Source organism: Shumkonia mesophila (assembly GCF_026163695.1).
Taxonomy (GTDB): domain Bacteria; phylum Pseudomonadota; class Alphaproteobacteria; order Rhodospirillales; family Shumkoniaceae; genus Shumkonia; species Shumkonia mesophila.
Window position 1 is genome coordinate 113335 of sequence record NZ_JAOTID010000008.1, and the last position, 13072, is coordinate 126406.

Annotated in this window: 12 protein-coding genes; 3 read left to right on the forward strand and 9 right to left on the reverse strand. The window is 68.5% G+C overall.

Features of this window, described 5'->3' with window-relative positions:
* Positions 1 to 77: 77 nt before the first annotated feature.
* Both ODR01_RS14585 and purD read right to left on the reverse strand, forming a co-directional pair.
* Positions 78 to 395 carry a DUF1244 domain-containing protein gene (locus ODR01_RS14585; RefSeq protein ID WP_316978408.1) on the reverse strand — a complete coding sequence of 106 codons (318 nt, stop codon included), beginning with the start codon at positions 393 to 395 and terminating at the stop codon, positions 78 to 80.
* A 70-nt stretch (positions 396 to 465) separates the two neighbouring features.
* Positions 466 to 1737 (reverse strand): phosphoribosylamine--glycine ligase, encoded by a 1272-nt coding sequence (gene purD, locus ODR01_RS14590; protein ID WP_316978409.1) that lies wholly within the window; start codon positions 1735 to 1737, stop codon positions 466 to 468.
* Positions 1738 to 1798: 61 nt separating this feature from the next.
* Here purD and xseA point away from each other — a divergent pair, with 61 nt between their 5' ends.
* From xseA to ODR01_RS14605, 3 genes are all read left to right on the forward strand, one after another.
* Positions 1799 to 3241: an exodeoxyribonuclease VII large subunit gene (gene xseA / locus ODR01_RS14595; protein WP_316978410.1), complete on the forward strand. Its 1443-nt coding sequence runs from the start codon at positions 1799 to 1801 to the stop codon at positions 3239 to 3241.
* Positions 3238 to 4065, forward strand: a complete 828-nt coding sequence (locus tag ODR01_RS14600) for a M23 family metallopeptidase (RefSeq protein ID WP_316978411.1) — start codon at positions 3238 to 3240, stop codon at positions 4063 to 4065. The genes xseA and ODR01_RS14600 overlap by 4 nt, the downstream gene beginning before the upstream one ends.
* An 80-nt stretch (positions 4066 to 4145) precedes the next feature.
* Positions 4146 to 4304, forward strand: coding sequence for a hypothetical protein (locus ODR01_RS14605; protein ID WP_316978412.1), 159 nt, complete (start codon positions 4146 to 4148; stop codon positions 4302 to 4304).
* 188 nt (positions 4305 to 4492) lie between these two features.
* Here the strand turns inward: ODR01_RS14605 and ODR01_RS14610 are convergent, their stop codons facing one another.
* The 7 genes from ODR01_RS14610 to ODR01_RS14640 form a co-directional block, all read right to left on the reverse strand.
* A complete protein-coding gene (locus tag ODR01_RS14610) occupies positions 4493 to 5425 on the reverse strand; it encodes a lysophospholipid acyltransferase family protein (RefSeq protein WP_316978413.1) in 933 nt (310 codons plus the stop codon).
* The gene (lpxK, locus tag ODR01_RS14615) at positions 5389 to 6384 is read right to left on the reverse strand and encodes a tetraacyldisaccharide 4'-kinase (protein WP_316978414.1); all 996 of its coding nucleotides are present in this window, start codon (positions 6382 to 6384) and stop codon (positions 5389 to 5391) included. Before lpxK ends, ODR01_RS14610 begins: the two co-directional genes overlap by 37 nt.
* The gene (locus tag ODR01_RS14620; protein WP_316978415.1) at positions 6371 to 7666 is read right to left on the reverse strand and encodes a 3-deoxy-D-manno-octulosonic acid transferase; all 1296 of its coding nucleotides are present in this window, start codon (positions 7664 to 7666) and stop codon (positions 6371 to 6373) included. Before ODR01_RS14620 ends, lpxK begins: the two co-directional genes overlap by 14 nt.
* Positions 7663 to 8382 (reverse strand): lysophospholipid acyltransferase family protein, encoded by a 720-nt coding sequence (locus ODR01_RS14625; RefSeq protein ID WP_316978416.1) that lies wholly within the window; start codon positions 8380 to 8382, stop codon positions 7663 to 7665. The genes ODR01_RS14620 and ODR01_RS14625 overlap by 4 nt, the downstream gene beginning before the upstream one ends.
* 25 nt (positions 8383 to 8407) lie before the next feature.
* Positions 8408 to 10207 (reverse strand): lipid A export permease/ATP-binding protein MsbA, encoded by a 1800-nt coding sequence (gene msbA, locus ODR01_RS14630; protein WP_316978417.1) that lies wholly within the window; start codon positions 10205 to 10207, stop codon positions 8408 to 8410.
* A gap of 86 nt (positions 10208 to 10293) precedes the next feature.
* Positions 10294 to 11637 (reverse strand): M16 family metallopeptidase, encoded by a 1344-nt coding sequence (locus ODR01_RS14635; RefSeq protein ID WP_316978418.1) that lies wholly within the window; start codon positions 11635 to 11637, stop codon positions 10294 to 10296.
* A gap of 2 nt (positions 11638 to 11639) precedes the next feature.
* Positions 11640 to 13016: a M16 family metallopeptidase gene (locus ODR01_RS14640; RefSeq protein ID WP_316978419.1), complete on the reverse strand. Its 1377-nt coding sequence runs from the start codon at positions 13014 to 13016 to the stop codon at positions 11640 to 11642.
* Positions 13017 to 13072 lie beyond the last annotated feature (56 nt).

Here is a 13072-nt window from a genome sequence, read left to right on the forward strand (position 1 = left end):
GCTTCGCCGGCTGCTCAGAATGAGGACCGATAGAGAACCTCACCCTGAGCCGGGCCCACAGGGCCCGAGTCGAAGGGTCAGCGGTGGCCGCTGATGTCGGCGTGCAACGGCTTGGTTTCCTCGAAGCGGCGCTTCTGATCGGCCGTCGCTTCCTTCTGATGCTTGGCCTGCCACTCGGCATAGGGCATGCCATAGACGATCTCGCGCGCCTCGCCCTCGGTCATGGCCAGCCCCCGCTCCTCGGCCGCCGCCCGGTACCATTTGGACAGGCAATTGCGGCAGAAGCCGGCCAGGTTCATCAGGTCGATATTCTGAACGTCGGTGCGCTTCCTTAAGTGCGCGACCAAGCCGCGAAAGGCGGCGGCCTCAAGCTCGGTGCGGGTCTTATCGTCCATCGCCTTCCTCCTCGCGGTGATGCCCCTCATATGGGGTGCGGCCACGGAACCGGAAGACGCAAGAGCGGTCTCAGCGCTTGAGCGCGCGCCAGCCGATGTCGCGCCGGCAGAAGCCGTCCGGCCAGTCGATCGCATCCACCGCCTTGTAGGCCCGCTTCTGGGCCTCGGCCACCGTCTTGCCCCGCGCGGTGACGTTGAGCACCCGTCCGCCGTTGGCGATGATGGTGTCGTCGGCCGCCTTGGTACCGGCGTGAAAGACGGTGACGCCCTCCACGGCATTGGCCGCCGCCAGCCCCCGGATTTCCGAGCCTTTTTCATAGACCCCCGGGTATCCCTTGGCCGCCATCACCACGGTCAGGGCGGCATCGGAATGCCAGTCGAGAGTCACCTTGTCCAGGCTGCCATCCGCACAGGCCAACAGCGCCTCCAGCAGGTCCGACTTGAGGCGCAGCATCAGTGGCTGGCATTCGGGATCGCCGAAGCGGACGTTGTATTCGAGAAGCTTGGGGACCCCCTTGTCGATCATCAGCCCGGCGAACAGCACGCCCTTGTAGGCGCACCCTTCCGCCGCCATGCCTTCGATGGTCGGCGTGATGATGGTGTTCATGACGGTTTTGGCGATGGCCGCCGTCACCACCGGGGCCGGCGAATAGGCGCCCATGCCCCCGGTGTTCGGCCCCTCGTCGCCGTCGTAGGCCGCCTTGTGGTCCTGGGCGGAGACCAACGGCACGGCGCGCACGCCATCGACCAGGGCGAAGAAGCTGGCCTCCTCGCCGGTCAGGAATTCCTCGACGATGACCTCGTCACCGGCCCCGCCGAAGGCCCGCTCGACCATGATGTGGTCGACCGCCGCATAGGCTTCCAGCTCGTTGCGGCACAGGATGACGCCCTTGCCGGCGGCCAGCCCGTCGGCCTTGACCACGATCGGCGCCCCCTTGCGGCGGATGTATTCCTTGGCCGCGGCCGGCTCGTCGAAGCGCTGGAATTCCGCCGTCGGGATGGCGTACTTCTCGCACAGGTCCTTCATGAAGCCCTTGGAGCCTTCCAACGCGGCCGCGTTGGCGCGCGGCCCGAAGGCCCTGATCCCGGCCGCTTCCAGGCGGTCGACCAGTCCGGCCACCAGGGGGCCTTCGGGTCCGACCACCACCAGGCTGATCTTGTTCTCGGCGGCGAAACGCACGATGCCGTCGATGTCCATGGCATCCAAGGGGACGCACTTGGCGATCGCCGCGATGCCCGCGTTGCCCGGCGCGCAGTAAAGCTTCCCGCAGCGTGGCGATTTGGCGATGGCCCAGCACAAAGCATGTTCGCGGCCACCCGAGCCGACCACCAGGATTTTCATGGGCCGTCCCTCCGGTTTCGGTGTTATTGCCGCTTCGGCGGCGATCATGGATACTGCCGCCATGAGTGAAACCCTACCTGACGCCGGGGCCGACCACAACCTGCCGATTTTCACGGTGAGCGAGATTTCGCAGGCCCTGAAAACGGTGGTTGAGGAAACCTTCTCGTGGGTGCGCGTGAGGGGCGAAATCTCGGGCTTCAAGCGGGCCACTTCCGGGCATCTCTATCTCTGCCTCAAGGATGCCGAGGCGGTGATCGACGCGGTGTGCTGGAAGGGCACGGCGGGCCGCCTCGGCCTCAGTCCCGAGGACGGCATGGAGGTGATCGCGGTGGGCCGGCTCACCACCTATCCCGGCCGCTCGAAGTACCAGCTCGTCATCGAGGGCCTGGAGCTGGCCGGCGAGGGCGCACTCCTGAAGCTGCTGGAGGATCGCAAGCGGCGGCTGGCCGCCGAGGGCTTGTTCGACCCGGCGCGCAAGCGGCCGCTGCCCTTCCTGCCTTCCGTGATCGGCGTCGTCACGTCGCCGACCGGCGCCGTCATCCGTGACATTCTGCATCGCCTGGCCGACCGCTTCCCGCGCCGCGTCATCGTCTGGCCGGTGCGGGTGCAGGGCGATGGCGCGGCGGCCGAGATCGCCGCCGCCATCGCCGGCTTCAACGCGCTGCCCGAAGGCGGCCCGGTGCCCCGTCCCGACTTGCTGATCGTGGCGCGCGGCGGCGGCAGCCTGGAGGACCTGTGGGCCTTCAACGAGGAAATCGTCGCCCGTGTCGCGGCGGAAAGCGCCATTCCGCTAATCTCGGCGGTGGGGCATGAGACCGACTTCACGCTGATCGACTTGGCCGCCGATCTGCGCGCCCCCACTCCGACGGCGGCGGCCGAGATGGCGGTGCCCGTGCGCCTGGAGCTGATGGCCCAGGTGGGCGACGACGGCACCCGCCTGATCGGCGCCGTCGGCCGCCTGCTGGCCGATCGCCGGCAGCGCCTCGAAGGGCTGGCCCGCGGCCTTCCCAACCTGCGCCGCGTGCTGGAGAGCGCCTCGCAGCGCCTGGACGACTGGGCCGAGCGGCTGGGCAACAGCCTCAGGGCCGGCCTAGAGCGGCGGCGCACGCGCCTCGAGCACGTCGCGGCGCGCATCCCTTCCCCGCAGCGCGAGATCGCGGTGGCCGGCCAGCGGCTGACCCGCGAAGCCCAGACCCTGGCACGACTTGCCGCCACCTTCACCCGCGAGCGCCAAACCCGCCTCGCCCACGCGACCGCCCTGCTCGAAAGCTTCTCCTATGCCCGCGTGCTGGAGCGCGGCTTCGCGCTGGTCCTCACCGCCGATGGAGCCGCGGTTTCCTCGGTGACGGCGCTCTCGGCGGGCATGGACCTGACGCTGCGCCTGCATGACGGCGCCGCCGGGGTCACCGTCAGCAAGGCGCCGGCCGGCGGCCAGGGACGGACGGCCACCAGGACCCGGCGCAGCACCGCCGCCAACGACGATCGCCAGAGAAAACTTCTATGATCCGCCCCACCTTTCTTTTCGCCGCCGCCCTCCTGCTGGCCGTCCCCGGGCTTTCCGCCGCCGCCGAGGTGCGCTTCGACGGCAACCTCGCCCAGGGCGGGCTCGCCATCGGCCACGCCGATCCCGGATCGTCCGTCACCGTCAACGGGCGGGCGGTCCGCGTCTCGGCGGATGGCGAATTCCTGCTGGGGTTCGATCGCGACGCGCCGGCCAGCGTCGAGATTTCCATTATCGATGCGGCCGGCGCCCGCCAAGCCCGCACCCTTGCCGTGGCCCGCCGCGACTTCCCGGTGCAGCGCATCGACGGCCTGCCCCCCGAGCAGGTGACCCCCGATCCGAAAACCCTCAAGCGCATCAACGAGGAGGCGGCCCTGGTCGCCGCCGCCAAGGCCCGGGATTCGGCTACTCCCTTCTTCCGCTCGGGCTTCGTCTGGCCGGTCGCCGGCCGCGTTTCCGGCGTCTACGGCAGCCAGCGTATCCTCAATGGAGAGCCGCGCGCCCCGCACGGCGGCGTCGACATCGCCGCGCCGAAGGGTGCCCCGGTGATGGCGACCGCCGACGGCACCGTGTCGCTGGTCCAAAACAACCTCTTCTTCACCGGCAAAACGGTGATGATCGACCACGGCTTCGGGCTCGCCTCGGTCTATGCCCACCTCGATACCGTTTCGGTGCACCCGGGCCAGACCGTCGCCAAGGGCGCCCCCATCGGCACGGTCGGCGCCAGCGGGCGGGCCACCGGTCCCCATCTGCACTGGGGCGTCAGCCTGTTCGAGGTGCGCCTCGACCCCGCCCTGCTGGCAACGCCCGTCCTGGCCGGGCAATGAGGGGGAATCCGCTTGCTTGAAATGGCCCGGCCGGGTCCCCATGATAATAAGATGCATTCTTATATCATGGGAGTGATGTCATGCTGAGCTTTCGGAAACTGATTCTCCCATTGGCCGCCGTGGCGGCGTTCTCGCTTCCCGGCATCGCCGCCGCGGAATGTTCGTCCAGCCACGGCAAGACCGTATCGATCGAACAGCCGACCCCAACCCCTCCCGCCACCCAGAGCGGCAAGGGCTGAGGAAAAGTTCTTCTCATTCCTTCAAGGGAAAACGGCCGGAGCCCCTCCGGCCGTTTTTCTTTTGCGCTGACGCATCCTTCGACTCGCACCGCTTACGCGGCGCGGCTCAGGATGAGAAAGTTACATATTCGACCTCATCCTGAGCAGGGCCCAAAGGGCCCGTGTCGAAGGATGGCCATTTACGCCCGTCAGTCCGGCCAGCGGTTGTGCAGCCACAGCCATTGTTCGGGGGTTTCCCTGACCCACGCCTCGACGATCTCATTCACCCGGGTCATGGTGGCCAGGATGTCGGCATGGCGATCGCCGGTGTCGGGCAGATCAAGTGGAGGCAGGACCTCGACCTGGAAACGTGCCCCCTTGAGCCGCCGGACACGTCCCGGCACCACCGGACAGCCGAACCTGAGGGCCAATTCGGCCAGCGCCGGGGCGGTCATGGCGGGACGCCCCATGAAGGGGACGGCAATGCCGTTGTTCATCTTCTGGTCGACCATGATGGCAAGGTGATTGCCGTCCTTCAGCGACTTCAGGAGCATCCTCACCCCCGCCATTCCTTTGGGAATCAGGGCGCCTTTCGCCGCCGAGCGGCCCTGCCGGTACAGCCATTCGACCAAGCGGTTGTTGGCCGCCCGGTAGACGCGATCGAGCGGCATGCCGCGCTGCGTGACCCCCAGCGAGATGATTTCCCAGTTGCCGATGTGCGCCGAGAAGAAGATGCCGGGAAGCCCGTCGTCGCGCAGTTGATCGACGTGCTCGACGCCGATCACCTCGACGCGGCCGCCCTTCTCGTATAAACGGAACTCCTCCAGGTGGGGGAACTCGGCGGCAAGCCGCCCCAGGTTGTCCCACATGCCGCGCACGATGGCGCCTATCTCGGCTTGCGGCTTGTCAGGATAGACACGCGAAAGATTGCGCACCGCGCGGTCCGACAGCGACAGCCGAGGCCCCACCGTCCGACCCAGCCAGCCACCGATGGCGGAGGCCACGTCCAGCGGCAGAACGCGGAAGAATGCATAGACCAGGAAGGTGCCGAACGCCTCGATCGGATGGACGACGAAACGGCGAATGAGGGGCATCAGGGTGGGCGTCATCGAGCGGAATTGGCTATCATCGGTTCGAGACATGTTTCCAGAACCGCCTCGTCCTCCCATTCGACCCCGATTGTCAAGACCCGAACGTCCGCCGCCGCCCCGGCGGGCAGGCGCGCTGCATCCTTGGCGGTGGTCACCAGCAGGCCGGCCGTCACCCGGGCGCGCTCGCGAAGAGACACGAGATCGGCCGCCGAATAGGGGTGATGGTCGGCAAAGGCAACCTCGCCCTGCATCCGGCAACCGGCGGCCCTGAGCGTGCCGAAGAACTTCCCGGGATCGCCGATGCCGGCGAAGGCGACCACCGGCTTGCCAGCCAGTTCGGCCAGTTCCGGGCCGGGCACGGCGCGGGCACGCAGGATCGGCAGCGCACGCCTGACGGCCGCGATGGCCTGGGCGGCCCCGCTCTCGTCCACCCCCATCAACACCACTGCGTCGGCGCGGGCCAGCCCGGAGGCCAGGCTTTCGCGCAGCGGCCCGGCCGGCAGGCAGCGCCCGTTGCCGAAGCCCCGCCTTCCGTCGACGACGACGAAGGAGACGTCCTTGGCTACCGACGGGTTCTGGAAGCCGTCGTCCATGACGATGGCCCCGGCCCCGGCGGCAACGGCGGCCCGCGCCCCGGCCGCGCGGTCGCACGAGACCCATGTCGGTGCCTGGCGGGCCAGCAGCAGCGGCTCGTCGCCGACCTCGGCATAGCCGTGACGGTTGGGTTCGACCCGAACCGGGCCGGCCAGGCGGCCGCCATAGCCCCGCGACAGGAAATGCGGGGCGACACCGCGTGCCGCCAGCCGGGTCGCCACATCAATGGCCACCGGTGTCTTTCCGGCGCCGCCGACCACCAGGTTGCCGACGCACAGCACCGGCACCCCGGCCCGCCATGGCCGCACGGTGCCAGCACGGAGCGCCGCGATAGCCTGATAGGCCCGGGCCGCCGGCTCCAGCAACGCAGTCGCAATGCCGCCTTGCGGCTGCCACCAGAAATCAGGCGCGCGCATGGCCATCCTTTCCTGCGGGCAGCCCCTCCAGGAAGGGCGCCAACTCACCGACGATGCGCTCCAGCACTCGGGCTTCGGCCTTGGCGAATGCCGAAGCGGCGGCCCCCTGGCCGCGCCGCGCCTCGCCGTCAGTCAAAAGCCGCCCCAGCACGGCCACCAGCGCCGCCTCGTCGGCCACCTCCTCGGCGCCGCCGCTTTCCTTCAAGCGGGCCGCGATCTCGCGGAAGTTGCCCATGTGCGGGCCGAACAGCACCGCGCAATCGAGGCACGCCGCCTCCAGCGGGTTCTGGCCGCCGAGGGGCACCAACGACTTGCCGATGAAGGCGACCCCGGCCAGCCGATAGAACAGCCCCAGTTCGCCGATGGTGTCGGCGACGTAGACGTCGGTGGCGGCGGTGATCGCGCCGCCGGCCGAGCGCCTGGCAACGACGAGCCCCTCGGCGGCGAGCTCCTGGGCGATGCCCGGCCCACGATCGGGATGGCGCGGCACGATGAGGGTCAAAAGCCCGGGGTGGCTCAGCGCCAACTGCCGGTGCACGCGGCCACACAGCGCTTCTTCGCCGGCATGCGTGCTGGCCGCCACCCACACCGGGCGGCCGGCGACCTGGGCCTTAAGATCGGCCAGCGTCGCCGGATCGGCCGGCAGTGGCGGTGCCGCCAGCTTGAGATTGCCTGGAGCGGCCACCGCGGGGGCCCCCAGTTCGCCCAGCCGCTCGGCGTCCATCTGCGACTGGCCCAGGCACAACTTGAAGCCGCCCAGAATCTTCCCGATGGTCTTGCGATGGCGCCGCCAGCGGACGAACGAGCGATCCGACACCCGGCCGTTGACCAGCACGATGGGAACCCCCCGCTTGGCGGTCTCGCCGATCAGGTTGGGCCAGAATTCCGATTCCGCCCACAGGGCGAGGTCCGGCTGCCAATGGTCGAGAAAGGCGCGAACGTAGGCGACGCGATCGACGGGTACGAACTGATGCAGCGCACCTTCCGGCAGCCGCTTGGCCATCAGTCGGGCCGAGGTGACGGTACCGGTGGTCAGCAGAACTGCGCTGTCCGGGCGCATTGCCCGCACCCGCTCGATCAACGGCAGCACGGAAATCGCTTCGCCGACGCTGGCTGCGTGCATCCATACCACCGGCCCGGCAGGACGCGGCCGCCCCGCCCGGCCCAGACGCTCGCCGAAACGCTCGGGATCTTCCTTGCCCCGCGCCATGCGCCGGTCGAGATAGAAACGGATGGCCGGCCCGCCCAGCGTCGTTGCCCAACGGTAGAGCGAAAGCATCATGGCGCCGCCTCTTCGGTCCCCGTCGGCGCCGGCTCGATGGGGGAGGCGCCGACCAGGCCGTCGGCTTCCGCCGTAATGGCGTTGAGCGCCGTCTCGACGCGGGCGCGTGCCGCCTCGATTGCGGCATCGTCGGCGTCGCGTTCGACCGTGATCGGCTCGCCCCACACCAGAACGCCGCGGGCGAACGGCCAGGCGACGACAAAGCGGTCCCAGCTTCCCAGAACCTTGCGCCGGTCGACCGCGAAGGTCGCCGGAACGACGGGAACGCCGGCCAGCCTGGCCACCGAGACAATGCCGTCGCTGGCCCGCATGCGCGGGCCGCGCGGGCCGTCCGGCGTGATGCCGACGCATTCGCCCGCCTGCAAGGCCTTGAGCATGGCCCGCAGGGCCCCGGCGCCGCCCCGCTTGCTCGATCCGGCGATGGCGTGGATGCCGAAGTGGCCGACGGTGCGCGCAATGATCTGGCCGTCGCGGTGCTGGGAAATCAGCATGTGGATGGCCACCCGGCGGTTCCAGCAATAGGGCATCATCAGAAGCCGCCCATGCCAGAAGCAGAGGATGAAAGGCTCGCCCCGTTCCCATAAGGCCTGGGGGACGTCGCCCCTCACCACCGACCACCGGCCGGTCGCGTGGACGAAACGGATGTATTGGGCGCCCAGCCAGCACAGCATCCGGCGGACGGCGTCGCTTCCGAGTATGCGCTTGTGGCCCTGCACCCCGCCCGCCTTTCCGCGCCGGCCGCTACGCCGACGCGGCGACGGCGGCGTCCTCGCCGTTCTGGTCGGCGAACTGCAGCGCATAGAGCCGGGCGTACATGCCTTCGCGCGCCAGCAGTTCGGCGTGCGAGCCGGCCTCGATGATGCGCCCATCGTCGATCACGTAAATCAGGTCGGCGTCGACCACGGTGGACAATCGGTGCGCGATGACCAGCGTCGTGCGGCCGCGCATCAGAAGGCCCAGGGCCGCCTGCACCTGGCGCTCCGATTCGGTGTCCAGCGCCGAGGTCGCCTCGTCGAGCAGCAGGATGGGCGCGTTCTTCAGCATGGCTCGGGCGATGGCCAGGCGCTGGCGCTGGCCGCCCGACAGTTTGACGCCCTGCTCGCCGACCATCGTGTCGTAGCCTTCGGGCAGCGCCGTGATGAAATCGTGCGCGGCGGCGTGGCGCGCCGCTTGCACAATGTCTTCCTCGCTGGCGCCGGCCCGGCCATAGGCGATGTTGGCGCGCACCGTATCGTCGAACAGCATGACCTCCTGGCTGACCAGGGCGATGGCGGCGTGCAGCGAGGCAAAGGTGACGTCGCGCACGTCGACGCCGTCGATCATAACTCGGCCGTCGTTGACGTCGTAGAAGCGGGGGATGAGGTTGAGAATGGTCGACTTGCCCGCCCCCGACGGCCCGACCAGGGCCACCGTCTTGCCGGCTGGCACCTCGATGGAAACGCCGTTCAGCGCCGGCGAGCGGGGGCCATAGGAAAACCGCACGCCCTCCAGGCGAATACCACCGCCGGCCATGGCCAACAGCTTGGCGTCGGGCCTCTCGCGAATCTCGGGCTCGATATCCAGAAGGTCGAACAGGCGCTGGGCGCCGGCCAGGCCCTGCTGGATGCTCATGTTGACGTTGGCCAGCCGCTTCATCGGTTCATAGGCCATGACCAGCGCGGCGACGAACGAGAAGAAGGAGCCGGGGTCCTTGCCCTCGTCGATCACCTGCTGGCCGCCGTAAACGATGACGACGGCGATGGCGAGCCCGCCCAGCGTTTCCATGATCGGGCTGGAGAACGCGCGGATGCGTTCAGCCCGCACCTGGAGGCCGCGGATAGTTTCGACGATGCGGCCGATCCGCGACTTCTCGTAATCCTCCATGCCATAGGCCTTGACCACGCGGATGCCCTGGAAGGTCTGTTCCAGCAACGTCATGAACAGGCCGGTCTCCTCCTGGGTGTTGGCGGTCACCTTGCGGATGCGCCGGCCCAGGCGGGCGATGGGATAGATGGCCACCGGGAAGGCAAAGAAGGAAATGAGGGCCAGTTCCCAGTTCTGATAGAACATGACAAAGACCAGCCCGATCAATGTCAGGACGTCCTTGCCGACGCTGGTGATGGCGTTCGAGACCGCCGTGCGCATCTGGTTGATGTCGTTGGTGAAACGCGAGATGAGCGCGCCGGTCTGGTTGGCGTGAAAGAACGCCAGGTCCATGCACGCCAAGTGGGCGTAAAGCCGGTTCTGCAGGTCGGCGATGATGGAAAGGCCGACGCCGGCCATGATCGCCGCCTGCACGTAAGTGGCGATGCCCTTGACCAGGAAGGCCCCCACCACGGCGCCAGCCACCAGCCACAGGACGTTGGCATTGCGCGCGACGAACACCTCGTTGACCATCGGTTGCATCAGCCACGCCTGAAAGGCGGTCGATGCCGACATCACGGCCATGAACACCACGGCCAGCGCGAAGCGGCCGAGATAGGGCCGCATGTGCTCGCGGGCCAGCCGGCGCATGAGCGCGTAGGTCGACTGATGTCGCGGGTTTTCGACGGCTGTGTTCAAGGTCCCGGAATCCATCGTGGAAAGCGGCGGGACCATAGCACGACGCGGCTGGCCGGGCCAACGACTACCCGTCGCCGGGAAAGGACTCAGCCGCCGGTCCCGATGCCGGCCGGCTGGCCCACCACCACGAAGCGCAGGCCGGCGGGATCGAGCAGGCTGCGGGCCAGCCGTCGGGCGTCCTCCAGCGTGACCGCCTCGATCATCGCGTTGCGCTTGTCCAGGTAGTCGATGCCCAGGTCGTCGAGCTGGATGGCGGTCAGGATGCCGCTGATGCGATCGCTCGAGGAAAACTGCAACGGGAATGAGCCGGTCAGGTACAGCTTGGCGTCGTCCAGTTCCTTGGCCGTCGGCCCCTCGGTGGCCATCCGCCGCCATTCGTCCTGGATCACCTTGACGGTGTCGGCGGCGCGGTCGTTGCGCGTGCCCGCCCCGCCCATCACCAGTCCCGCGAAGTCCATCGGCACCAGGGCCGAGTAGACCGAATAGGCGAGGCCCCGCTTGTCGCGCACCTCGGTATACAGACGCGACGTGAAGCCGCCGCCGCCGAGAATGTGGTTGAGCACATAGGCCACGTAATAATCCGGGTCGTCGCGCATCAGCCCTCGCTGGGCGAAGACGATGGTGCTTTGCGGGAAGGCCTTCTTGACGACCGAGACCGTGCCGCTGGCGCGGGGCGTCGCCGCCGCCACCTGCCATGGCGCCGCGCGTTCGGGAAGCTTCCCGAACGCCTGATCGAGCGCCGAGGCCAGTTCCCGGGGCGAGATGTCGCCGACGGCGCCGATCACCAGATTGTCGCGGGCCAGCCGGCCGACGCTGAAGCCACGCAGATCCGCCGCCGTGATGGCGTTGATACTGTCCTCGGTGCCCTCCGACGGCCGGCCGTAGGGATGGCCGGGAAACAGCTCGGCGAAAAGGGCCTTGTAGGCGAGGCTGTTGGGATCTTCGGTCTGGTGGCGCAGGTTGGAAAGAATCTGGCCGCGGATGCGCTCCACCGGCTCGGTATCGAATCGCGGCTCGGTCAGCGCCAGACGCAGCAGGTCGAAGGCGGCGTCACGGTTCTCGGTCAGGGTCGCCAGGCGCCCGCCGAAGGTGTCGCGCCCGGCTTCGAAGCGCAGCGTGATGGCCAGATCCTCGAGCTTGGTCTGGAAGGCCATGCTGTCCAGGGGGCCGGCCCCCTCGTCGAGTAGGCCGGAAACCATGTCGGCCAACCCCTCCTTGCCGGCCGGATCGAGCGCCGAGCCGCCGCGGAAGGCGAAATTGACCGAGATGATGGGATTGGTGTGATCCTCGATCAGCCACGCCTCGATGCCGCCCGCGCTGGTCACCCGCTGGATGTCGATGGCCGAAGCCGGCCGCGGCCCGACGGCCAGCAGGCCGACGATGAGGAAAAGCAGCCGGCCGATCCGGCGGATATGCCTTGCGCCCGTCATGATCAGACCTTTCCGTCCGCGGCATTGGCCGGCAGCAGTTCGGACGTCACCGAACGGCCGGGATCGAGCACGGCCCGCAACGCGGCGTTGACCTCTTCGGTGGTCACCGCACGGATGCGCTCCGGCCATTCCTCGACGTCCTCGACCTTGAGCCCGATGGCCAGCGCCGCCCCCAGCACCCTGGCGCCGCCACCCAGCGAATCGCGGGCATAGATGGCGCCGGCGATGATGCGATCCTTGGCCCGCTGCACCTCCTCGGCGGTGATCCCCGTCTTCACGGCCTCGGCCAGCAGGGCGTCGACCGCCGTTTCGGTTTCGGCCAGGGTCACCCCCGGCCGCGGGCTGACGTACAGGCCGAAACGGCCCGGGCCGACGGCGCGCCCGCTGTAGGACACGCCGGCCGAAACGGCCTTCTGTCCTTCGACCACGAAGTGCCGGTAGAAGCGGCTGGTGGCGCCGCTGCCCAGAACGTCGGCCAGCACCTCCAGGGCGTAGATCTGTCTGGCGTCGCCGAAGAAATAGCTGGGCGCCAGGTAGACGCGGCTCCATTCCGGCTGGCGGACGCGGTCATCCTTGAAGACGACACGGCGCGGCGCCCGCTGTTCGGGCTCCTGCGGGCGCAGCCGCTGGATGTCGGGACCGCGCGGGATGACGCCATAATACTTCTCGGCCAACGGCTTGAGTTCGGCGGCAGTGATGTCGCCGGCCACCACCAGGATCGCATTGTTCGGCGCGTACCATTTCCGATAGAAGGCCATGATGCCGCCGACCGACAGGGAGCGGATCTCTTGTTCCCAGCCGATGACCGGCCGCCGGTACGGATAATTGAGGAACAGCGAGGCATCGACGTATTCGCCGAGCAGGGCGCCGGGGTCGCTCTCGGTGCGCATGCGCCGCTCCTCGAGGATCACTTGGCGCTCCGGTTCCACCTGCTCGGGGTTGAGGATCAGGTGGGTCATGCGGTCGGCTTCCATGCGCATGACCAGTTCGAGCCGGTCCTTCGCTACCGTCTGGTGATAGGCGGTGTAGTCCGACGCCGTGAAGGCGTTCTCGCGGCCCCCGTTGCGCGCCACGGTCTGCGAGAAAACGCCGGCGGGAAGGGTCTCGGTCCCCTTGAACATCAGGTGTTCCAGGAAGTGGGCGCTGCCCGATTCGCCGTCCGCCTCGTCGGCCGCGCCCACCCTGTACCAGACCATGTGGGTGACGACCGGCATCCGATGGTTGGGGACGACCACCACCTGCATGCCGTTGGCGAGCGTGAAGGTTTCGGGATTGAAGACGGCGGCCCCGGCGAACGGCCCGGCCAGCCCCGTGGCCACGAAGGCCGCCGCAGCCAGCGCGGCACGCAGTCCCGATCCCAGGCGCGAAAACGGCTTCATCGAATTCCTTTCGTGCGGCGTTGACGGCAATGGCTTGGATATGGGGTCTGATCCCC

What these genes read in the sequence shown, in the direction of transcription:
- ODR01_RS14585 (WP_316978408.1), bottom strand. Translation starts at nt 395, where the DNA reads ATGGACGATAAGACCCGCACCGAGCTTGAGGCCGCCGCCTTTCGCGGC.
- purD (WP_316978409.1), bottom strand. Translation starts at nt 1,737, where the DNA reads ATGAAAATCCTGGTGGTCGGCTCGGGTGGCCGCGAACATGCTTTGTGC.
- xseA (WP_316978410.1), top strand. Translation starts at nt 1,799, where the DNA reads ATGAGTGAAACCCTACCTGACGCCGGGGCCGACCACAACCTGCCGATT.
- ODR01_RS14600 (WP_316978411.1), top strand. Translation starts at nt 3,238, where the DNA reads ATGATCCGCCCCACCTTTCTTTTCGCCGCCGCCCTCCTGCTGGCCGTC.
- ODR01_RS14605 (WP_316978412.1), top strand. Translation starts at nt 4,146, where the DNA reads ATGCTGAGCTTTCGGAAACTGATTCTCCCATTGGCCGCCGTGGCGGCG.
- ODR01_RS14610 (WP_316978413.1), bottom strand. Translation starts at nt 5,425, where the DNA reads ATGTCTCGAACCGATGATAGCCAATTCCGCTCGATGACGCCCACCCTG.
- lpxK (WP_316978414.1), bottom strand. Translation starts at nt 6,384, where the DNA reads ATGCGCGCGCCTGATTTCTGGTGGCAGCCGCAAGGCGGCATTGCGACT.
- ODR01_RS14620 (WP_316978415.1), bottom strand. Translation starts at nt 7,666, where the DNA reads ATGATGCTTTCGCTCTACCGTTGGGCAACGACGCTGGGCGGGCCGGCC.
- ODR01_RS14635 (WP_316978418.1), bottom strand. Translation starts at nt 11,637, where the DNA reads ATGACGGGCGCAAGGCATATCCGCCGGATCGGCCGGCTGCTTTTCCTC.
- ODR01_RS14640 (WP_316978419.1), bottom strand. Translation starts at nt 13,016, where the DNA reads ATGAAGCCGTTTTCGCGCCTGGGATCGGGACTGCGTGCCGCGCTGGCT.